At 68.9% G+C, this 21,104-nt stretch carries 16 protein-coding genes; 11 read left to right on the top strand and 5 right to left on the bottom strand.

The window, feature by feature from the left end; translation table 11 throughout:
- The first annotated feature begins 114 nt into the window (after positions 1-114).
- Complete coding sequence (hpf, locus tag BCL67_RS10805) at positions 115-804, top strand: ribosome hibernation-promoting factor, HPF/YfiA family (RefSeq protein ID WP_181255981.1); 690 nt, start codon at positions 115-117, stop codon at positions 802-804.
- Positions 805-1,071: 267 nt separating this feature from the next.
- A complete protein-coding gene (gene secA, locus BCL67_RS10800) occupies positions 1,072-3,684 on the top strand; it encodes a preprotein translocase subunit SecA (RefSeq protein WP_106123447.1) in 2,613 nt (870 codons plus the stop codon).
- Positions 3,685-3,686: 2 nt separating this feature from the next.
- Here secA and BCL67_RS10795 read toward each other — a convergent pair whose 3' ends face one another.
- Both BCL67_RS10795 and BCL67_RS10790 read right to left on the bottom strand, forming a co-directional pair.
- Positions 3,687-4,097 (bottom strand): Rv3235 family protein, encoded by a 411-nt coding sequence (locus BCL67_RS10795; RefSeq protein WP_106123446.1) that lies wholly within the window; start codon positions 4,095-4,097, stop codon positions 3,687-3,689.
- A 358-nt stretch (positions 4,098-4,455) separates the two neighbouring features.
- Positions 4,456-5,382 carry a LysM peptidoglycan-binding domain-containing protein gene (locus tag BCL67_RS10790; protein ID WP_146131138.1) on the bottom strand — a complete coding sequence of 309 codons (927 nt, stop codon included), beginning with the start codon at positions 5,380-5,382 and terminating at the stop codon, positions 4,456-4,458.
- Between the two features lie 126 nt (positions 5,383-5,508).
- Between BCL67_RS10790 and BCL67_RS10785 the strand changes: the two genes are divergently transcribed.
- A complete protein-coding gene (locus tag BCL67_RS10785) occupies positions 5,509-6,075 on the top strand; it encodes a hypothetical protein (RefSeq protein WP_106123444.1) in 567 nt (188 codons plus the stop codon).
- A gap of 13 nt (positions 6,076-6,088) precedes the next feature.
- Here BCL67_RS10785 and BCL67_RS10780 read toward each other — a convergent pair whose 3' ends face one another.
- A complete protein-coding gene (locus BCL67_RS10780; protein WP_445641287.1) occupies positions 6,089-6,343 on the bottom strand; it encodes a helix-turn-helix domain-containing protein in 255 nt (84 codons plus the stop codon).
- A 199-nt stretch (positions 6,344-6,542) separates the two neighbouring features.
- On the opposite strand from BCL67_RS10780, the gene BCL67_RS10775 reads away from it, so the two are divergent.
- From BCL67_RS10775 to BCL67_RS10760, 4 genes are all read left to right on the top strand, one after another.
- The gene (locus BCL67_RS10775) at positions 6,543-7,376 is read left to right on the top strand and encodes a hypothetical protein (RefSeq protein WP_146131137.1); all 834 of its coding nucleotides are present in this window, start codon (positions 6,543-6,545) and stop codon (positions 7,374-7,376) included.
- Positions 7,377-8,843 carry an AAA family ATPase gene (locus BCL67_RS10770; protein WP_106123442.1) on the top strand — a complete coding sequence of 489 codons (1,467 nt, stop codon included), beginning with the start codon at positions 7,377-7,379 and terminating at the stop codon, positions 8,841-8,843.
- A gap of 88 nt (positions 8,844-8,931) precedes the next feature.
- Complete coding sequence (locus BCL67_RS10765) at positions 8,932-13,764, top strand: NAD-glutamate dehydrogenase (RefSeq protein WP_106123441.1); 4,833 nt, start codon at positions 8,932-8,934, stop codon at positions 13,762-13,764.
- 54 nt (positions 13,765-13,818) lie between these two features.
- Entirely contained in the window at positions 13,819-15,528 is a 1,710-nt protein-coding gene (locus tag BCL67_RS10760; protein WP_106123440.1) for a sensor histidine kinase, read from the top strand.
- A 4-nt stretch (positions 15,529-15,532) separates the two neighbouring features.
- Here the strand turns inward: BCL67_RS10760 and BCL67_RS10755 are convergent, their stop codons facing one another.
- Positions 15,533-15,781, bottom strand: coding sequence for a WhiB family transcriptional regulator (locus tag BCL67_RS10755; protein WP_036474112.1), 249 nt, complete (start codon positions 15,779-15,781; stop codon positions 15,533-15,535).
- Between the two features lie 418 nt (positions 15,782-16,199).
- Here BCL67_RS10755 and BCL67_RS10750 point away from each other — a divergent pair, with 418 nt between their 5' ends.
- A complete protein-coding gene (locus tag BCL67_RS10750) occupies positions 16,200-16,652 on the top strand; it encodes a hypothetical protein (RefSeq protein ID WP_106123439.1) in 453 nt (150 codons plus the stop codon).
- 19 nt (positions 16,653-16,671) lie between these two features.
- On the opposite strand, the gene BCL67_RS10745 is transcribed toward BCL67_RS10750, so the two are convergent.
- Positions 16,672-18,069 (bottom strand): phosphotransferase, encoded by a 1,398-nt coding sequence (locus BCL67_RS10745; RefSeq protein WP_106123438.1) that lies wholly within the window; start codon positions 18,067-18,069, stop codon positions 16,672-16,674.
- Between the two features lie 84 nt (positions 18,070-18,153).
- On the opposite strand from BCL67_RS10745, the gene BCL67_RS10740 reads away from it, so the two are divergent.
- From BCL67_RS10740 to BCL67_RS15495, 3 genes are all read left to right on the top strand, one after another.
- Entirely contained in the window at positions 18,154-19,797 is a 1,644-nt protein-coding gene (locus tag BCL67_RS10740) for a sensor histidine kinase (protein ID WP_106123437.1), read from the top strand.
- Positions 19,794-20,453, top strand: coding sequence for a response regulator transcription factor (locus BCL67_RS10735; protein WP_106123436.1), 660 nt, complete (start codon positions 19,794-19,796; stop codon positions 20,451-20,453). The genes BCL67_RS10740 and BCL67_RS10735 overlap by 4 nt, the downstream gene beginning before the upstream one ends.
- Before the next feature lie 188 nt (positions 20,454-20,641).
- On the top strand, positions 20,642-20,914 hold the full coding sequence (locus BCL67_RS15495) for a hypothetical protein (protein WP_181255980.1): 273 nt from the start codon (positions 20,642-20,644) through the stop codon (positions 20,912-20,914).
- Positions 20,915-21,104: the final 190 nt, after the last annotated feature.

Here is a 21,104-nt window from a genome sequence, read left to right as displayed (position 1 = left end):
CGCTCCGGCGAACTAGTCTGAGGTATGGGTACTTCTTACAGTCCCATCGCAGCGGCGAGGGGGACATCGTTCCTGTCTCCGCTGTGTCTGAATATCGGATACGAGGAGGACAGAATGACTCTGCAGGTCAACTTCACTGGCCGAAATATCGCGATCCCCTCCGCCTTCAAGGAGCACGTCGAAGGGAAGCTCGAGAAGATCGAGCAGCTCACCGACAAGGGGCATCGCCTGGAGATCAAGGTCTCCAGCGAAAATTCCCACCGCCGAGCCGACACCAGCATGACCGTCGAGCTGACCGTCATCGGCCGTGGCAAGGTCATTCGTTCCGAAGCGCAGGCCGGTGACAAGTTCGCCGCCTTCGAGATCGCCCTGAACAAGCTCACCGAGCGGCTGCGGCGCACCCTGGACAAGAAGAAGTCCCGCGCCCACGCCCCTCATAATGGGGCCGCCGACGTCGCCGCCGCGATGGCGAGCGTTCCCCCAGCCGCCACTGACCGTCCGCTCTATGAACAGGTCCTCGATGCCGAGGCGGCTGATGATGTGCCGCCCACCGAGGATGAGGCGGAGTCGAGCATCAAGATCCGGCGCAAGGTCTTCCCGGCCAAGCCGGTCAGCGTGGATGCAGCCGTGGATGCGATGGAACTCGTCGGCCACGACTTCTACCTCTTTGTGGATGCCGCAACAGGACAGCCCTCAGCGGTCTACCGCCGCCGCGGCTGGACCTACGGCGTGATCTCGCTGGACCAGAACGGCAGCGACGAGCATGAACCGGTGGTCGAGGAACTGGCCTACCAGGCCTCCTGACCCCCGCTCCACACCCACCCATCACCTCCACACCCACCCATCACCCCTCAGCAGAGGGGTGACCCCCACGTCGAGGGGCGGATTCCCCGGGGACTTCATGTCCCGGCGGGCGCAGATGCTCGCAGAATCCGCCCCTCAACGCTGTGCGGGAGGGGATCTGGTGGCCCGGTTCGGGGGCTCCTGGGGCGAGCGCGTAGAATGACACCTGGTGACTCATGCCTATCGTGGGTCTCCGCGGAACCAGTAGACACTGATGGAGAACTGGCTGTGCCCACACTGCTTGAACGAATCCTCAAGACCGGGGATAAGAAGATCCTCAGGACTCTGCGCTCCTATGCGGATGCGGTGAACCTCCTGGAGGACGAGTTCAAGGAACTCAGCGACGCCGAGCTGCGCGCCGAGACCGAACGCTTCCGGGAGCGCCTGCGCGACGGCGAGTCGCTGAACTCCCTGTTGCCCGAGGCCTTCGCCACGGTGCGCGAGGCAGCCGACCGCACCCTGGGTCAGCGGCACTATGACGTGCAGCTGATGGGTGGAGCCGCCCTGCACCTGGGCGACATCGCCGAGATGGGCACCGGCGAGGGCAAGACCCTCGTCGCGACCGCCCCGGCGTATCTCAACGCGCTCACCGGCAAGGGCGTCCATGTGGTCACCGTGAACGACTACCTGGCGAAGTACCAGGCGGACCTGATGGGACGCGTCTACCGCTTCCTCGGGCTCAACGTCGGCACCATCACCAACGACCTCAAGCCGGCCGCACGCCGCGAGGCCTACGCCGCGGACATCACCTACGGCACGAACAACGAGTTCGGCTTCGACTTCCTGCGCGACAACATGGCGCAGTCCCTGGACGACCTGGTCCAGCGTGAGCACCACTACGCCATCATCGATGAGATCGACTCGATCCTCATCGACGAGGCCCGCACCCCGCTGATCATCTCGGGCGCCGCCTCCGGTGACATCTCCCGCTGGTACACCGACTTCTCCACCCTGGTGAAGAAGTTGAACATCGACGAGGACTACGAGGTCGACGAGAAGAAGCGCACCGTCGGCGTGCTGGAGTCCGGGATCGACAAGGTCGAGGACTACCTCGGCATCGAGAACCTCTACGAGACCCAGAACACCACGCTGATCCAGTACCTCAACAACGCCATCCGGGCGAAGGAGCTCTACCGCCGGGACACCGACTACGTGGTCTCCCAGGGCGAGGTGCACATCGTCGATGAGCACACCGGGCGCATCCTGAAGGGTCGGCGCTACAACGAAGGTCTGCACCAGGCCATCGAGGCCAAGGAGCAGGTCCGGGTCAAGCCCGAGAACCAGACCCGCGCCACCGTGACCCTGCAGAACTACTTCCGCAGCTACGACAAGATCTCCGGCATGACCGGCACCGCGGAGACCGAGGCCGGCGAGTTCATGTCGACCTATAAGCTCGGCGTCGTCCCGATCCCGTCGAACCGTCCCCGCCAGCGCGTGGACCACAACGACCTCGTCTACAAGAACGAGGTCGTGAAGTTCGACGCGGTGATGAAGGACATCATCGAGCGCCACGAGAAGGGTCAGCCGATCCTGGTCGGCAGCGAATCCGTGGAGAAGTCCGAGTACCTCTCCAAGAAGCTGGCCCAGGCCGGCATCCGCCATGAGGTGCTCAACGCGAAGAACCATGAGCACGAGGCCGCCATCGTCGCCCAGGCCGGCCGGAAGGGCTCGGTCACCGTCGCGACCAACATGGCGGGTCGCGGCACCGACATCATGCTCGGCGGCAACGCCGAGTTCAATGCGGTCCGCGAGATGGAGAAGCTCGGCCTGGACCCGGAGAAGGACGCCGAGGCCTACGAGGCCAAGTGGGACGAGGTCTTCGACCGCGCCAAGGCCGAGACCAAGGCCGACGGCGACACGGTCCGCGAACTGGGCGGGCTCTACGTGCTCGGCACCGAGCGGCACCAGTCCCGCCGGATCGACAACCAGCTGCGCGGCCGCTCCGGCCGTCAGGGTGACCCCGGCGAGTCCCGGTTCTACATCTCGCTGACCGATGACCTGATGCGGCTGTTCAACCAGGCGGCTGCGGCGCGCATCATGAACTCCAAGGCCATGGACGACGAGATTCCGGTGGAGCACAAGTTCGTGTCCTCCGCGATCGCCAACGCCCAGCAGCAGCGCGAGGGTCAGAACACCGAGACTCGCAAGAACGTGCTCAAGTACGACGACGTCATGAACCGCCAGCGCCAGGCCATCTACTCCGACCGCCGCCGGATCCTCGAGGGCGACGACGTCCATGAGAAGGTCCAGCACTTCATCGAGGACGCCGTGGGCCTGATGATCGAGGAGAAGACCACCGCCTCCTCCTCCGAGGACTGGGACCTGGAGGCGCTCTGGGAAGAGCTGAAGTCGCTCTACCCGGTATCGCTGAGCATCGAGGACCTGGTCGAAGAGGCCGGCGGGATCGATCAGCTCAATACGAAGATGCTCAAGCGCGAGCTGATCTCCGACGCCAAGGTCGCCTACGAGAACAAGGCCGAGGAGATCGGGGAGACCGCGATCCGGCAGCTCGAGCGCCGGGTCCTGCTCACCGTGATCGATGAGAAGTGGCAGGAACACCTCTACGAGATGGATTACCTGAAGTCAGGCATCGGGCTGCGCTCGATGGCTCAGCGTGATCCGCTGGTGGAGTACCAGCGTGAAGGCTTCCTGCTCTTCCAGACCATGGCCGACAGCGTCCGTGAAGACTCGGTGCGTCTGCTCTTCAGCGCCGAGGTCACTGCGAAGGCGCCCGCGACCGCGACCCCGAACCTCCCCGGGGTCAAGGATGGACGGTTGTTCGCCTCCGGCAAGCGCCTGCGCGTACCTGGTCTTCAGGACACCACCGCGACCCAGGGCTGAGCTCAGCCCAGCTCCATCGCGACCACGCGCCAGCGCCGCCGGTGGGCTTCAAGGCGCAGCGCGCATGCCCGGACGCGTCTGCCGTCGCCGAACACCACGGAGACCTCCCAGGCGCCTCGGGCGACGCGTTCGGCGCGCAGGTGCCCGAAGGTCAGCGGCTGCGGCCGCGGGATCGTCTCCGGGGTTCCGGGCCTGGACCGGGGACCGGTCCGCGCTGAGCCCCGGGCTCCGGAGCGTCGGGTCTCCTCGAGCAGGGATGCCCGTTCTGCCACCTTCTGCTGCACCTCGAGATCGAGCCACCGCTGGAGCTGAGCCGCCGGACGCACGCCCTGCAGCACCTCCGTGGTGACCTGGCAGACGATGCGTGAGATGGCGCAGATCTGCCGGTGCTCCTCCCGATAGCTGGCAAGCACCGTGGGCGGCTCGCCCGGTGCTCGACGGCTTCCCGCAGGTTCTCGCTCTCCACGCAGCCGACGCATCAGAGCTGGGAGCTCATCCTCGCGCCGGAGCGGATAGCTCGCCCTCGGCGCGGGGTCCGGAGAAGGCCACGGCGAGCCCGGGGCGGGAATGATCCTGGTGCGTCCCCGAAGCTGGGGATCGGCTTCGAGGAATGCGCGCAGCGACTGCAACGGATCCTCGCGCGACGGCTCTCGGACCGCATCTCGTGCCGGCTTCCGTGTGACCGATGCTGTTGTGCGCTGCTGACCTGCTGGACTCACTGACATGGTTCCTCCTGGGGGTCGCGGATATCTGCTCGATGCCGGTCGGTGGTCACGGGGGTGGGACGTCCAGGACCGTTCCGGGGTGGATGAGGCCGGGGTCCTCACCGATCCTGTCCCGATTCGTCGCGTACCACTGGGGCCAGCTCGCGGCGATCTCCCAATCCGTCGCGTCAGCGCCGAGATGGTCCGCAGCGATGTCCCACAGCGAATCCCCGAGGCGGACCACAACCTGCTCAGGCTCGGACCCGCGGCGGTGGGGCACCCCCTGGAGCCGGTCGGTGTTCAGCGCAGGAGCCTCCGGGGTGAACAGTCCGGAGGGTGGCCGAGTCCTCTCCGGTGACGGCTCGGCGACGTCCGAATCGGTGGTGTCCGGCTCGGCGTCGTCTCGCTCGGCGGTCTCGGGTTCCTCGGCGTCGAACAGGGCGGAGTCTGGCTCTCCGCCCGCCGGGGAGCGGTGCCCGGGGGCGTCCACGACCTGGGGGTCCGAGCCCCGTGAATCGCTGGTCTGCGTGGCGGCGGTCTCCGGCGGGCAGGGCCAGGAGTCGGCGCCGACCGCGGACAGCGCGAGTCCGGTGCCCAGGGTCAGTGCCACGGTGCGGCGCAGGAAGCCTGGAGCGAACCGGGCCAGCGCTTGTTCCAGGGTCCGGGCTCCGCACCGGCGGGCGATCTGCCCGGCGAGCAGCGCCAGGACCGCGATCACCGCCCCGGCGCTGATGACCAGTCCTGCCGCGGCGGCGAGCAGGCCCAGCAGCGTCTCGGCAGCCTCGAGGCCCGGCTGGCGGTGGATCTGCCCGAGCCGCATCGGTGCCTCCGGCCGATGGTTGAGGATCATGGTGGCGAACCACCACAGGGCGGGGCCGCTCGCGATGAACCCCGCGCTCAGCAGCGGGTCTTGCAGGCTGCGCGCAGGGGCTCGTGCCTCTGCACTCGGGGGCCAAGCTGTGCCGCGGATGCCCATGATGCCCGTCCTGGTCACATCGAAATGACGTTTGCTTCTGTTTGGTGTTTTTAGAGTGTACACAGTGTCGTTGGTTCATCAATAGGGTTGGGGGAGGATCCTGTAGCCTCGGGGCCAGACAGCAGGTCAGGAGATGGGACCGATATGCGCTGGGATGCATTGTTTGCCGATCTGGAGACTCAGCTGGAGGCCGGGCAGACCGCCGAGTTCACCGCCGCGCTGGCGGACGCCTCGAGGCTCGAGGCCTCCCGGCTGGAGTTTGCCGAGCGACTGCGAGGGCACCAGGATCGAGAGCTGGGTCTGCAGGTCTCGGGCGGTCACCGGTTCGACCTGCGAGTCCGCGCGGTCGGGGCGGACTGGATGGCTGGGACGACCCTGCGGCACAGCGTCCTGGTGCCGCTCTCGAGCATCCTCACCGTCGACGGCATGGTCCGCTCGGTGGCGCGCGGCGAGTCGAGCGCGGTCCGCCGGCGGCTCGGCATCGCGGCGCCGCTGCGGCGGCTGTCCAGGGATCGCGCCCCGGTGAGCGTCTTCGGGGCGCAGGGCCTCCTGGCTGCGGGCCTGATCGCGGCGGCCGGGCGGGACTTCGTCGAGATCATGCCGCTCTCAGCAGAGGGCCTGCTGCCCCGGGGCGAGGCGGCGCGAGGCCTGCGCGTGGTCCCGCTGCATGCGGTGTCCTGGTTCCGCAGCGAGGGAACCGACCTCGACTAGGGCCTCGTGGTGCTCAGGACCGGGCCGTGCGCGCCTGATCCTCGACCGACGTGCCGGCCCCTCCGGTCGTGCCGGCGCGGGACTCCCGCTGGGCCGCGTACTGACGCTCGATGTATTCGTCGAGCTTCGCCTCCTCGACCCGCCACTGGCCGCGCCCCCCGATCTGGATGCCCTCCAGATCCCCGGTCTTGATCAGCGCCCGAGTCTGCGACATCGAGATGTTCAGCGCCTCCGCCACATCGGGCAGGGTCAAGAACCGTCGCATCATGGGCCTCCGTGATCCAGGGTGTCGTTTGATGTCGTTTCCGCCATTCTCCCACGCGTCGGCGAAGGAATCCGAGTTCTTCACGCCGCAGAACCCGAAATGTTCTGCACAGATTCTGCCGGACCCGTTGTCATCTGAGCAGCGGGTATCTACGCTGAGCCCTGTGCGCCCGCGCTGGCGGGCCGTCAGCCAGGGAGACGCCATGCCTGAGCCCCATTCCCCGCCGAGCGCAGAGCCGCGATCCCGTCCGCGGCCCCCCGGTGCCCCCAGATCGACGCCGGCCGCTCAGCGTCTGCGCCGACCAAGCTGGAGAGACCCCCGGCTGCTCGCAGGCCTGCTGATCGTGGTGCTCTCGGTCTCCGGCGTGATCGCCCTGATGGCCACGCAGAATCGCACCACCGAGGTCTACGCCGCGGACCGACTGCTCACGGTGGGGGACCGGCTCTCCACCGAAGACCTCCGCGTGGTCCAGGTCCAGATCGACGAGCTCTCCGAGGCCTACCTCCCGGTGGCCGACGCGCTGCCCGACGGCACCGAGTTCATCGCCATGGTCGATGAAGGGGAGCTGATCCCGCGTCGCGCCCTGGCGGCGGAAGACCCGCAGGGGCGGCAGGCGATGACCATCACGGTGGAGCACACCCTGGCCAGGGGTGTGGAGCCCGGCCGGCTCGTCGACGTCTGGGCCGCCGACGCCGGAGCCCTGGGAGCGCAGCAGGAGGTCCAGGTCGAGCAGATCGCCGACGGCGCCCAAGTCTCGGTGATCACCGAGTCCAGCACCACCTTCGGAGCCCAGGAACGCGTCACCGTGGAACTTCTGGTGCATCCGGAGGAGCTGCCCGGACTGCTCGGTGCCACCAGCTCGGCCGCCGCCCTTTCGGTGGTGCCGGCCGGCGCCGCGGCGGAGCCTGTCCCGGACCCTGGATCTGACGCCGACCCAGACTCGGAGGCAGCAGACGGGTCAGAACCTCAAGACGAGTCAGAACCTCAAGACGAGTCAGCACCTGAGGACGAGTCAGCACCCGAGGACGAGGCGTAGATGAGCAGGTGGGCCGTGGTCACCATGGGTCGGCTCAGCGTCGACCATATCGCCGCCGTGGAAGGTCTCCAGGGTCCCGTCACGATTGAACGCCGCTGCACCGACCTTCCCGAGCTGATCGCCGTCTGCCGCACCGGCCGGGCCGATGCGGCGCTGATCATCGGCGAGACCCATCAGCTCACCGCCACGGTGCTCGGCGAGCTTCAGGCGGGCGGCAGGCACGTCGTCGTCATCTCCCATGTGGCGGAGGAGCGGAGCCGTCTGCAGCGGCTCGGGGTGCTCAGCTTCACCGACGAGGTGAGCCCGTCGGTGCTGGCGCAGGCCCTGATGGGCGCAGAGCCGATGGGCGGCGCAGGCGTCCCCGACTCCAGCCTGGGCCCGACCAGCGGCTTCCCCTCCGCCGTGGCGGATATCCAGCACAGCAGGAACGGGGACACGAACCATCCCTGGCCGCCGACCAGCAACGGCAGCACCGGAGACCGGGACGTCAAGACTCCCGACGCGAGGACGCCGGACGGCGCGCTCGAGCCGGAGAACGCGGCAGCCCAGCAGGACGCAGCCGGCCCTGAGGTCACACCCGATCCGGAGGGCGCGGCGCTTCGCGACCTCTCCGGCGCGCCCCGCGGCATCACCGTGGTCTGGGGCGCCCCAGGCAGCCCGGGACGCAGCACGGTGGCGGTCAACCTCGCCGCCGAGCTCGCGCTGCAGGGCGCCTCGGTGCTGCTGATCGACGCGGACACGATCGCCGCCTCGCTCGTGGCGCAGCTAGGCCTGATGGAGGAGACCGCGGGGTTGGCCCGTGTCTGCCGGGCGGCAGACCTGGGCCGGCTGGACGCCGCGGCGCTGCAGGCTGCCACCACCACGGTGCAGATCAGCGGCACGCAGCTGAGCCTGCTCTCCGGGCTGCCGCGCGCCCAGCGCTGGCCGGAGCTGCGTGAACGCAGCCTCGGCGCGGTGCTGGAGCTGGTCCGCAGCCACTATGCCCACGTGATCATCGACGTCGCCGCCCCGGTCGAGGAGGACGAGGAGCTCAGCTTCGACACCACCGCGCCCCAGCGCAATGCCGCCACCCTGACCTGCCTGCGCCTCGCGGACCGGGTCCTCGCCGTCGGCGCGGCCGATCCGGTGAGCTTCCCGCGTCTGGTCAAGGCCGTGGAGGCCCTCGCGCTCCCCGCCGAAGGCGCCTCGCTGGGCCAGCCCGAGGTGGTCATCAACAAGGTGCGCAGCGAGGTGATCGGCAGCTCACCCCGGGACCAGCTGAGCCAGACCTGGCTCCGGCTCGGCCCGGCCGCCCCGATCCAGGCGTTTTTGCCCTGGGACCCTGCCGGCTGCGACGCCGCGCTGCTCCATGGTCAGGTCCTGGCCGAGGCAGCCCCAGATTCCGCGCTGCGCCGCAGCATCGCGCGGCTCGCCGGGGTGGATCTGCAGGTGCGCCGTCGCGGGCTGCGCGCCCGGGGCAGACGGTAGGCTGAGCGGCACAGGCAACGCGTGGTCCGGCCCTCCGAGGCCCAGGACTGCGCGTACTCCACATCAGCGCAAAAGGACGAGAGTACACATGCCCGCCGAGACAATTCTTTGGACCAGCAATGACGCCGATCTCGAGACATTGACCGATGCCTATTACGCCCATATCGCCAGTGAGGATCGCCAGCAGGTCAGCGTCGACCGCCAGCAGCAGCGGGTCCAGGAGCACCTGCGCCTCGCCGAGACCCGGACCGACTCGTCCCCGGTGGCCCAGGTCGTCGACGTCGGGGGCCAGAGCCTGGTCCAGGTCGTCACCGATGACATGCCCTACCTGGTGGACTCGGTCACCGCGGAGGTGACCCGGCACGGCCACGGCATCTCTCTGGTGGTGCACCCGATCCTGCTGAGCAGCCGCAGCACCGACACCGGTTCGCTGGTCACGGTGAAGTCCCTGCCGGCGGAACACCGCGGGGTCTCCTCCGGCGACACCCAGACCCTGCCGAACCTCACCGCGATCTTCGACGAGCAGCACCAGGTCAAGATCGAATCCTGGATCACCATCGAGCTCGACCGGGTGATCTCCCACCAGGAGGCAGAGACCCTGGTCAGCGGGCTGCACAAGATCCTGCACGATGTGAAGGTCAGCCATAGGGACCAGGACCGGATGGTCGCTCAGGTCAAGGCCGCCGGGCACGCGCTGCGCGAGTCGACCGACCTCCCGGAGTCCCAGGAGTCAGCGGACCTGCTGCAGTGGATGGGCTCCGGGAACTTCCTGTTCCTGGGCTACCGCGAGTACCAGCTCGCCGACTACCCGGACGGCTCCGTGCATCTGGACCCGCTCACCGGGACCGGGCTCGGGATCCTCGCCGACAAGAACGCCAAGCCGATCACCCGACGCTCCACCGAGCTCTCCGTCGCCGGTCGGCAGCGGGCCGGGCAGCGCCGCGCCCTGGTCATCACCAAGGCCAATTCGCGCTCCACCGTGCGCCGCCGCACCTACATGGACTACGTGGCGGTCAAGACCTTCCACGCCGATGGCACCGTCAAGGGCGAGCGCCGGTTCATCGGGCTCTTCAGCGAGCGCGCCTACAGCGAATCGATCGTGAACATCCCGCTGCTGCGCGCACGCGCCGAACAGCTGCTGCGCCGCTCCGGCTTCGCGCCGGACTCGCATTCGGGCAACGACCTGATGCAGATCCTCGAGACCTATCCGCGCAACGAGCTGCTGCAGATGGAGATCGACGAGATCGAACAGGCCACCTGGCAGATCATGCAGCTCCAGGAGCGACGCCGGGTGAAGCTCTTCCTGCGCCGGGACCACTACGGGCGGTTCATGACCGCCCTGGTCTACCTGCCCAGGGACCGCTACAACACCGCGGTGCGGCGGCGGATCGAGCAGGAGCTGCTGGGCTACATCGAGGCAGAGTCCATCGACTTCAACGTCCGGCTCACCGACTCGGTGCTGGCCCGGGTGTTCTTCCGGCTTCGCCTCGCCGACGACGCCGCTGAGCCCGCCGGCACCCAGCAGGAGCTGGAGCAGCGGCTGACCCGAGCGGTGCGCTCCTGGTCCGAGGGGATCGCCGCCGAGGCCCGGGAACGCTACTCCTCCTCCCACGCCCGCGCCGTCGCCGCGCGCTGGGGCGAGGCGTTCCCGGAGGACTACCGGGTGCTCTACGAGGTCCAGGACGCGCTCGCCGATGCCGCCCAGTTCGAAGCCCTGGAGGCGGCCGCCGCGGAGGGTCAGGCCGTGCCGCGGATGAGCTTCTACCACTCCGGGGAGAACGGGGTGGCGGACATGCGGCTGAAGCTCTACCTCACCGAGCCCAAGACGCTCACCGATACGCTGCCGGTGATCGACGACTTCGGGCTGGAGGTCCTCGACGAGCGGTCCTACACGCTGCACTGCCCCGACGGAGCCACGTTCTACCTCTACGACCTGGGACTGTTCTACCCCGAGTCGGTGGACGCGGACGCGACCATCGGGCTGCTCCAGGAGGCCTATCAGCAGGTCCTGATCGGGCGCGCCGAATCGGACATCTTCTCGCAGCTGGTGCTGCGGCTGAGTCTGAGCATCCGCAGCGTCACGGTGCTGCGCGCCTATGCGAAGTACTACCGCCAGCTCGGCAGCACCAACTCCTACAGCTTCGTGGCGGACTCGCTGTTGAGCAACCCGGAGATGGCGCTGGCGCTGGTGAGCTACTTCGAGACGCGGTTCGATCCTGATCTGGAGGGGGACCGTGAGGACCAGAGCGCGACGGCGCGCGAGCGGGTCCTCGAGGCGCTGGAGCAGGTCCGCACCCTGGACGCCGACCGGGTGCTCAGCGCGCTGCTGAACCTCATCGACTCCACCCAGCGGACCAACCTCTATCAGGGTCGCGACTGGCTCTCGCTGAAGCTGACCCCGGCGACCATCGACGCCGCGCCGGCACCGCGCCCGGCCCACGAGATCTGGGTCTACTCCCCACAGGTCGAGGGCGTGCACCTGCGCTTCGCGAAGGTCGCCCGCGGCGGGCTGCGCTGGTCCGATCGGCGCGAGGACTTCCGCACCGAGGTGCTGGGACTGGTGAAGGCGCAGATGGCCAAGAACGCGGTGATCGTGCCCTCCGGCGCGAAGGGCGGCTTCTTCCCCAAGCAGCTCCCGGACCCGACCGCGGACCGCGGCGCCTGGGTCGAGGCGGGTCAGGACGCGTACAAGATCTTCATCCGCGCCCTGCTCGACATCACCGACAACCAGAGCGAACGCGATGGCCAGATGGTGATCACCCACCCCGACCGGGTCGTCCGGCACGACGGCGACGACGCCTACCTGGTCGTCGCGGCCGACAAGGGCACCGCGACCTTCTCCGACACCGCGAACGCGATCAGCAAGGAATACGGGCACTGGCTCGGGGATGCCTTCGCCTCCGGCGGCTCGGTGGGCTATGACCACAAGGACATGGGCATCACCGCCCGGGGTGCCTGGGAGTCGGTGAAGTCCCACTTCTCCGAGCTCGGCCTGGACACCCAGCGCGAGGACTTCACCGTCATGGGGATCGGCGACATGGGCGGGGATGTGTTCGGCAACGGTATGCTGCTCTCGGAGCACATCGGGCTGGTCGCGGCGTTCAACCACCTGCACATCTTCATCGACCCGGACCCCGACCCCGCGGCCAGCTTCGCGGAGCGGCAGCGGCTCTTCACCGCCCAGCGCTCCGGCTGGGGCGAATACAACCTGGAGCTGATCTCCGACGGCGGCGGGGTCTTCTCCCGCACCGCGAAGACCATCGAGATCACCGAGCCGATGCGGCGTCGCTTCGACCTGCCCGAGTCCCAGCAGCGGCTCACGCCCCCGGAGCTGATCAACGCGCTGCTCAAGGCTCCGGTGGACCTGTTCTACAACGGCGGGATCGGCACGTATGTGAAGGCCTCCACCGAGACCCACGACCAGGTCGGGGACCGCGCGAACAACGCGATCCGGGTCGACGGCGGGCAGGTGCGCGCCCGCGTGATCGGCGAGGGCGGCAACCTGGGACTCACCCAGGCCGGCCGGATCGAGGCGGCCCAGAACGGGGTGCTGCTGAACACCGACGCGATCGACAACTCCGCCGGAGTCGACTGCTCCGACCATGAGGTCAACATCAAGATCCTGATCGACCAGCTGGTCGGATCCGGTCACCTGGACCCGCAGGACCGGACCGAGCTGCTGAGCTCGATGACCGAGGACGTGGCCGCGCTGGTGCTGGAGACCAACCGGGACCAGAACGTGCTGCTGATGACCGACCGGCACCGTGTGGGGGAGTGGTCCCCGAGCTTCCAGCGGCTGATCAGCTGGCTGGAGGAGACCGTGGGCCTGGACCGCGAGCTGGAGGTGCTGCCCAGCGACGAGGTCTTCGCCGAGCGTGCCGCGAACAACCAGCGGATCCTCACCTCCCCGGAGCTCTCGGTGCTGGCCGCGTACGCGAAGATCCAGCTCAAGGCGGCGCTGGTGGAGAACTCGGTGCCCGACGACGACTGGTTCGGGACCACCCTGGAGCAGTACTTCCCGGCCCCGCTGCGCGAACGGTTCCCGGATCAGCTCAGCCGGCACCCGCTGCACCGCGAGATCATCGCCAATGTGGTGGCCAACGACGTGATCAACGTCGGCGGCGCCGCGTTCGTCTTCCGCGCCATCGAGGAGACCTTCGCCGCCGAGGAGCAGGTGGTCCGGTCCTTCGTGGCCGTGCGCGAGCTCTTCGCCCTGGAGGACTTCGACGCCGCCATGCGCGAGCTGCCGGTCAGCTTCGACCGGCGCGCCTGGGCGAACACCTACCGGGACATGCGCCGGCTGCTGGACCGCGCGGTGCGCTGGTTCATCAACCATGTCAGCCGCGGCACCTCGGTCCGCGAGGACGTGGAGACCTACGCCGGGCACATCACCCCGCTCTACGGCGAGCTCACCAGCTACCTGCGCGGGGAGGACCGCGAGCGGGTCGTGCGGCTCCACGCCGAGGCGCTCGAGGCGGGCATGCCCGAGCAGCTGGCGACCTGGGTCTCCCAGCTCTTCGAGGCCTTCACGCTCCTGGACATCGCCAGCCTGGCCCGCGAGCTCGAGCTGGACTCCCGGGAGGTCGCTGGGGTCTACTACGCGGTCTACGCCGAGTTCAGCGCCGATGCGCTGCTGAACCGGATCACCAACCTCCCGCGGGAGGACAAGTGGCAGGCTCTGGCCCGCGGAGCCCAGCGCGACGAGCTCTACGGCGCGATGGCCGACATCACCTCGGCGGTGCTGCGTGCGACCCCGTCCGGGTCCGCGCCGGATCAGCGGCTTCAGGAGTGGAAGCAGGACAACGGGGCCAAGCTGGCCCGGGCCGAGAAGCTGGTCGCCGAGGTGGATGCGCTGGCCGATGACAACATCGCCTCGCTGACCGTGCTGCTGCGGCACCTGCGGGGTCTGGTCGACTCGTGAGCCGTCGTCGTCGTCTGAAGAGTCATCCCACCGTGTGCACCGAGGAGTCCTGATATGGCCGTCTTCCAGGATCCGCTCGTCGGACACCGCCACCTCTCCCAGGACGACGTGGAGTGGCTGCATGCCCTGGTGGGGGACTGGCAGCTGCTCTCGGATCTGGCGTTCTCCGACGTGGTGCTGTGGTTCCCGCACACCGAGGAGGGGTTCCTCTCCGCTGCGGACCGGTCCTTCATCGCGCTGGCCCAGGCCCGGCCCTCGACCACGCAGACCCTGATCCATCGGGACGTGGTCGGGGATCGGATCCGCGCGGACCTGAAGCCGATGGTCGAGCGCGCCTGGACCTCTCAGGTGGAGACCAACTCCTCGGACCAGGGCCAGCCCTCACCGGCGCGGATGCGGGTCCAGGCGATTCCGCTGATCCACCGCGGCCGGACCGTCGGGGTGATCACGCTGCACTTCGCGGTGGCCGCGATGCGCAGCCCCTCACGGCTGGAGCTGACCTACCGGCGCTGCGCCGAGGATCTGCTGGTCATGGCGGCGGAAGGGCGCTGGCCCGATGCGAGCCAGGAGTTCACCGGCTACGGCGGCGCCCCCCGGGTGGGTGACGGGCTGCTCCGCCTCGACGCCGAGGGCCGGATCACCTTCGCCTCGCCCAACGCGGTCTCGGCGCTGCTGCGCCTGGGCGTCTCCGACACCCTGGAGGGACGGTCCCTGGCTGGGATCGGCTCGGAGCTGCAGCGCGCCACCGGGGTGGTGGTCGATGAGTCTCAGCCGATGATGCTCACCGGTCGCCGGGCGATGCGCGCCGAGCTGGAGGCCCATGGCGCCGCGGTGACGCTGCGCTCGATCCCGCTCTACCGGGCCTCCCATGCCGGCTCGGGAACGGGCGCGGTGCCTCCGGTCCGTCCGAGCGGCTCCGCGGATCGTCACGGCTCCCGCGATGACCGCGGCGGGGAGCGGTTCGCCGCGCTGGTGCTCTGCCGCGACGTCACCGAGCTGCGCCGCCGGGACAAGCAGCTGATGAGCAAGGACGCCACGATCAAGGAGATCCACCATCGGGTGAAGAACAATCTGCAGACCGTCTCGGCGCTGCTGCGGATGCAGTCGCGGCGGATGGACTCCCAGGAGGGCCGGGAGGGCCTGCGTCGGGCGATGCGGCGCGTGGAGACCATCGCGATGGTCCACGATTCGCTCTCCAAGGGCCTGGAGGAGACCGTCGACGTCGATGACATGATGCGCCGTCAGCTCTACCTCGCCGCCGAGATGGCCCAGTCCGATCGGCAGGTGATCACCGCGCTGCACGGCAGCTTCGGTCAGCTCCCGCCGGATATGGTCACCCCGCTGGCGCTGGTGATCACCGAGATCGTCGCCAATGCGGTGGAGCACGGCTTCGGCGAGGACCCGACGCACCGCGAGCTGCATGTGACCATGAGCGTGCAGCGCCATGCCGACGCCGCGGGGCGTCAGCGGCTGGAGCTCGAGCTCACCGACGACGGCGTGGGGCTGCCCGAGCAGGAATGGGAGCCTGGGCTGGGGCTGCGGATCGTGCGCACCCTGGTGCGCGGGGAGCTCTCCGGCTCGATCGAGTGGGAGAGCGCAGGGGTCGCCTCGCCGCTCGAGGCTGCCGTCGGCGCTGAAACCGGCGCAGGCCCTGAAACTGGCGCAGGCGCAGAGCCCGGTGCGGGCACAGAAACGGCGAGGACGGGAACACGGGTGAAGCTCCGTGCGCCGATCCTCGCCGCGTCGTTGAAGAGTGGAGGCTGAGGCCTCAGGAGGCGCGGCGGGCGCGCGCGGCCCGGCGCTTCAGCGCCCGGCGCTCGTCCTCGCTCATGCCGCCCCAGACTCCTGAGTCCTGGCCGGTCTCCAGCGCCCACTGCAGGCAGGTGTCCATCACTGGGCACCGACGGCAGACGCTCTTGGCCTCCTCGATCTGAAGCAGGGCTGGTCCGGTGTTGCCGACGGGGAAGAAAAGCTCGGGGTCCTTGTCCAGGCAGGCTGCTCGGCTGCGCCAATCCATGGGATCACTACTCCTAGGGCGCCTCGAGGGCGCCGATGTTCGGGTCATTGGGCATTCAGCGGCGATTCCTCGACCGAGCCTCACGGTGAGGTGCTCGTGCATGAGTCTCCAGGGAGTCACATCCGCTTCCAGGCGACAGAATGTTCCACGGTTCGAATGATCCGCAGTGCCTGGTGGCTGTACATCTCCAGACCTCGGGTGAGGTGTTCTGCCATCCCGAATAAGTACGCAATCAAGGCTGGCATGTTAACGCCTGGCAAACAAGAGTTCGCACTACTGAAATGACGCCGAAACAGTGTGTACTTTGTCACAGCACTCTCAGGCTTATGAAAAGGCCTTGTCAGACGGGGGTGCCTGCCGGGGTGTTCCGGGGAGGCCGGCGGCTCGGGACCCGGTCGGTCAGTGGTTCAATGGTGATATGGCCTCAGATGACTCGGTGCAGCCGGATTTCAACACCCCTCGTCCACCGCGGCGCTTCGTCCAGGCGCGGCCTCGTCCGCTGGGTGTCTGGGTGCTGTTCCTGATCCATTTCGTCCAGGGCCTCACGGTGGTCTTCAGCACGATCGCCGGGGCTGTGGCCTCTCCGCCCCAGGTCCTCGACACGGTCGGCCAGATCGCTCTGGTGGTGCTCTACGTGCTCTTCGGGCTGGTCCTGGTGGTGCTCGGCTTCAGGATCTTCCTCGGCGCCCAAGGCGCCCGCACCCCCGCCATGGTGCTCCAGCTGCTGATCGTGGTGCTCTCCTTCAGCTTCCTCTCCGGCGGCGCGGTGCCTATCGGCCTGGCCTTCCTGCTCCCCGCAGCGCTGTCTCTGATGCTGCTCTTCATCCGCCCCACACAGGTCTGGCTCAGCGAAGCCGAGCCGTTGGACTGAACGTCAGCCCAGATCTCAGTCAGTCCAGATCCGCGGGGCCGGCCCGCTGCGCCAGCGTCTCGGCACAGCTGAGGAGATGCTCGCGCTGGGCGGCGCTCGGCACCCCCGGCAGCAGGGACAGCAGCACCGCCGCGGTGCGCGCGCCGAGATCCGCCGGGTCGGCATGGTCCAGGCAGTGCGCGTGGAAGCGCCGGGTGAACTCCGGGACCGCGGCGTATCCGGACGGGTCGAAGCTCGGCAGCACCAGCAGATGTCCGAGCATCGTCGCGAGATCATCGACCCGGAACCCCGGTCCCACCGTGTCTGCATCGATGAGGCCCGTCGGGTGCCGCGCGGTGGCGTCCAGGAACAGGTTCGCCGGGTGGAAGTCTCCGTGGGTGGGCACCAGAGGACCCGGTGCGGCCTGCAGGCTCAGGCCGATGCGCTCGCGGAGGCGCTGCACCCGGAACGGGTCAGCGCCGGCGGCGACCGCAGACTCCGCGAGACCGTCGGGTCGCTGTGTCGGGGGCACCCGGGGCGGCATCTGCAGCGTCTTCGGGTGCAGGGTGTCCAGGGCTGCCAGCAGCACCGCGGGGTCGATGGGCCCGACGTCGGCCGGGGCGACGGCGCCGTGGAGGTGGTGGGTGAGTGCCAGTCCGGGGGCCTGGTCGAGCACCAGGATGCCGTCCCCGGCGTCGGCGGAGGCCGGGATCAGCGGAGAACAGCGGTGGCGTCGCAGCAGCTGGGCTGCCCGTGCCGGTCTGACCACCTTCAGGTAGAGGACCCGCTGCCCCCGCGCCGAGGTGAGCGTCGCCCGGTAGACCGCCCGCCGCAGCGGTCGCAGCACCAGCATCTGCAGGTCCTGCACCCGGCACGGCTGCCCGAGAAGTCGGCTCAGCCGCGCCTCCAGCCCCGTGCTGTCCGGACGCTCTGTGTTCTCCGGAAGCCCTCTGCTCTCGGGAAGCTCTGCGCTTTCCGCACGCTCCACCGGGCCCGGGGGCTGTCGCGCTCCGGGTTCCTCTCCGGCGGACCGCGCGGCGCGCTCCACCACCAGCAGTCCCGGAAGCTCCGGGTCCACCGGATGTACCCACAGATGCACCGCGCCGTGGGGGGAGTCCGCCCGGACCGCTCCCATGCTCTCGCGCTGCTGCGGCGTCAGCGCGACGGTGCTGGCCACCATGGTCAGTTCGGTCGGCTCGGTGAGTTCGGCGTGATCAGTCGACCCGGCGGACCCGACCGCCACGGTCGGCACCCCGGGTGCGGTGCAGCGCACCCGGTATCGGGCGGAGAGCTCAGCTCCGGGCCGGGCGTAGATCTGCTCCAGCTCCCAGCTGCGCAGCACCACGCCCGAAGCCTCCAGGGACTGCCGCAGCAGGGTCTCGGCCTCGGGTCCGCGCAGCACGCCGACCAGCTCCCCTGGCACCTGATGCAGATCCATGCCGTCATCTTCTCGTATCGAGATGAAAGAACTCTCATCGCCGAAGCACCTCCTGGGCGGGTCTTCAGTGAGAAACTGAAGCCCATGACCCACTCGCGCCAGCCGGATGATGCAGCGGCGACCGGTGCCGTCGACGCCTCGGCGCCTCGGCGCCGGTCACCTCGCGGCTGGAGACCGTTTCGCCTCAATGTCCGGGCGCGGATTCTCACCGCAGTCGTCGGACTCGCGGCGCTCGCCCTCGCCGTCGCCGGATACACCGCGTTCGTGATCCAGCAGACCCAGGTCGAGGGACGCATCGACGCCGAGCTCGCGGCCGACGCCGAACAGTTCCGCGTCCTGCACGAGGTCGGAGTGGATCCGGGCACCGGGGAGCCGTTCACCTCCCCGGCTGAGCTGGTGCGCACTGCGATGGAGCGGATCATCCCGACCCGCAATGAGGGAATCGTCGGACTGGTCGACGGACAGGTGGCCTACACCTCGCCGGTGACTCCGGTGCGACTGGAGGAGGACCAGCAGCTGCTGCGTGCCCTGGAGCCCCATGCACTCGGCGAACGCGCCACGGTGGTGACCATCGAGACCGCGAACACCAGCTACCGTGCGGCCATCGTGCCGGTGCAGGGAAGCGTTGCGCCGGATCCCTCGGATCGGGCCGCTGCCGACTCGGCGGAGACGGCTCAGGAGCCCCAGGTGGGCGCGCTGGTGATGGCCTACGACATCACGGCAGAGAAGCGGGTGTTCTCCGAAGGCTTTCTGATCTATGCCGCCGTGTCGCTGCTGTCTCTCGGCGTGGTGGCGATCGTGGGCGGTGCCATCGCGGGGCGCCTGCTGCATCCGGTGGCCGTGCTGGCCTCCTCGGCCCGGCACATCGGACGCGAAGACCTCTCCGAGCGGATACCGGTCACCGGCAAGGACGACCTGGCCGAGATGACCAAAGCGGTCAATGAGATGCTCGATCGGCTCCAACAGTCGTTCCAGGCTCAGGACCAGCTGATCCACGATGTCAGCCATGAGCTGCGCACCCCGCTGACCATCGTCCGGGGGCACCTCGAGGTGCTCGACGTGGGCGACCGCGATGACGTGACGTCCACCCGAGCGTTGACCCTCGATGAGCTCAGCCGGATGAACCGGGTGATCGACGACCTCACGACGCTGGCCCAGGCCGGGCGCCCGGACTTCGTCCAACGCGCCCCCACCGACATCGGCACCCTCACCGATGAGGTCTATGACAAGGCCCTCGCCCTGGGCCAGCACCGGTGGATCGTGGAGTCCCGCGCCGAGGGTGCCGCCCGGGTGGACCGCGAGCGGCTCACCCAGGCCTGGCTGCAGCTGGCGGCCAATGCGGTGAAGTTCTCCGCCCAGGGCTCGGTGATCGCGCTGGGCTCGGAGCTCACCGCCGAGGAGATCCGGATCTTCGTCCGCGATCAGGGCCAGGGAATCGCCCCCGAGGACCAGGACCGGGTCTTTGAACGATTCGGACGCACCGACAGCTCCAAGCCGGGATCCGGGCTGGGGCTCCCGATCGTGGCAGCGATCGCCCAGGCCCACGGCGGCCGCGTGGACCTGGATTCCGCGACCGGCGTCGGTGCCCGCTTCACCGTGGTCATTCCGCGCGACCACGGAGTGGGGGAGCCCTCAAAGCCGGACCAGGAGGTCGAACAGACCTCCGAGAACGACGACGACCCCGCCGCACCGCTGGCGCACCCGATCGACCCAGGGAGACACAGATGACCCAGATTCTGCTGATCGAGGATGAGGATCGGATCGCCTCCTTCGTGGAGAAGGGCCTGCGCGCGGCCGGCTACGCCGTGCTGCGCGGCGCCACGGCGTCGGAAGGCTTCGAATACGCGATGAACAATTCCGTGGACCTCGCCGTCCTGGATCTCGGTCTGCCCGACGAGGACGGGCTGCGCCTGCTGGGGCGAATGCGCGGCCAGGGCTTCGGGGCTCCGGTGATCATCCTGACCGCGCGCAGCACCCCGGCCGACACGGTGGCAGGGCTCGAATCCGGAGCCGATGACTACATGTCGAAGCCGTTCAGCATCGACGAGCTGCTCGCCCGGATCCGGCTGCGGCTGCGCGGCGGATCAGCGGAGGAGCCGACGACGCTGAGCGCGGGCGGTCTCACCCTGGACCTCCACGCGCGCCGCGTCACAGCGGGGCAGAAGCAGCACGATCTCTCCTCGCGGGAGTTCGCGCTGATCGAGACGTTCATGCGCCACCCCGGCCAGGTGCTCTCCCGGGAGCAGCTTCTGGAGCGCGTCTGGGGCTACAGCTTTGACCCGGGGTCGAACCTGGTGGACGTCTATGTCAGGTATCTGCGGGCCAAGGTGGGCGCGGAAGCGATCCGGACCGTGCGCGGAGTCGGGTACCGGCTCGAGCTCTGACCCCGGGGACCCGGATCGAGGCCTCTCCCGGCGCCGCCCCGGATCTCGCGCCGCGCTCTGGGGCAGCTGCTCCTGGTCAGCTTGCCGCGGAGGGGGCGGACCAGCTCTGCGCAGAGGCGGGGGTAGACCACGACTGGGCGGATTCGAGGGGCGCCTGCTGGTACTGCTGAGGCGGTGCAGGGGCGACCGTGGTCGGACCTGTGGTCGCCGGTGGAACATATTCCTCGGGGGAGGCGGCGCTCGGCGCCGCGGAGGCAGGTGCCTGCGAGGCGGTGGCGCTTGCGCGGGGACTCGTGTCTGGGCTGGGACGTGCCGAGTCCTCGCTCGAGTCCCTGCTGGGGCTCGGCGACGCGGACGGTGACGGCGACGAGGATGCAGACGGTGACGGTGACGGGGTCGGCGCGTCGGTGGTCGGGGCCTGGCTCGGTGAGGAGACCTCCATGGCCGGTCCCAGGTCCTGAACCTGGTCTGGACCGGCCAGCTCCGCCACGGCCACCGTGCCGCCCAGCGCGACGATGGTCAGTGCCCCGGTGATGATCCAACCTGACTGCCTGGACATGTCCCGCATCCTTCCGCGTATGTGCTGGGGTCACTGACTCTGGTGTCACTGGCTCCAGGCTCACTGGTTCTAGATCCTGACACCATCTTCGG

Origin of the sequence: Nesterenkonia sandarakina (assembly GCF_003003175.1) — a bacterium.
Classification (GTDB): domain Bacteria; phylum Actinomycetota; class Actinomycetes; order Actinomycetales; family Micrococcaceae; genus Nesterenkonia; species Nesterenkonia sandarakina_A.
This window is presented reverse-complemented; position numbering and strand designations above follow the sequence as displayed.

Coding starts and splice junctions, on each gene's coding strand:
- BCL67_RS10745 (WP_106123438.1), bottom strand. CDS start 18,069: ATGGATCTGCATCAGGTGCCAGGGGAGCTGGTCGGCGTGCTGCGCGGA.
- BCL67_RS10765 (WP_106123441.1), top strand. CDS start 8,932: ATGCCCGCCGAGACAATTCTTTGGACCAGCAATGACGCCGATCTCGAG.
- BCL67_RS10735 (WP_106123436.1), top strand. CDS start 19,794: ATGACCCAGATTCTGCTGATCGAGGATGAGGATCGGATCGCCTCCTTC.
- BCL67_RS10770 (WP_106123442.1), top strand. CDS start 7,377: ATGAGCAGGTGGGCCGTGGTCACCATGGGTCGGCTCAGCGTCGACCAT.
- BCL67_RS10780 (WP_445641287.1), bottom strand. CDS start 6,343: ATGATGCGACGGTTCTTGACCCTGCCCGATGTGGCGGAGGCGCTGAAC.
- BCL67_RS10775 (WP_146131137.1), top strand. CDS start 6,543: ATGCCTGAGCCCCATTCCCCGCCGAGCGCAGAGCCGCGATCCCGTCCG.
- BCL67_RS10785 (WP_106123444.1), top strand. CDS start 5,509: ATGCGCTGGGATGCATTGTTTGCCGATCTGGAGACTCAGCTGGAGGCC.
- BCL67_RS10760 (WP_106123440.1), top strand. CDS start 13,819: ATGGCCGTCTTCCAGGATCCGCTCGTCGGACACCGCCACCTCTCCCAG.
- BCL67_RS10750 (WP_106123439.1), top strand. CDS start 16,200: ATGGCCTCAGATGACTCGGTGCAGCCGGATTTCAACACCCCTCGTCCA.
- BCL67_RS10755 (WP_036474112.1), bottom strand. CDS start 15,781: ATGGATTGGCGCAGCCGAGCAGCCTGCCTGGACAAGGACCCCGAGCTT.
- hpf (WP_181255981.1), top strand. CDS start 115: ATGACTCTGCAGGTCAACTTCACTGGCCGAAATATCGCGATCCCCTCC.
- BCL67_RS10740 (WP_106123437.1), top strand. CDS start 18,154: ATGACCCACTCGCGCCAGCCGGATGATGCAGCGGCGACCGGTGCCGTC.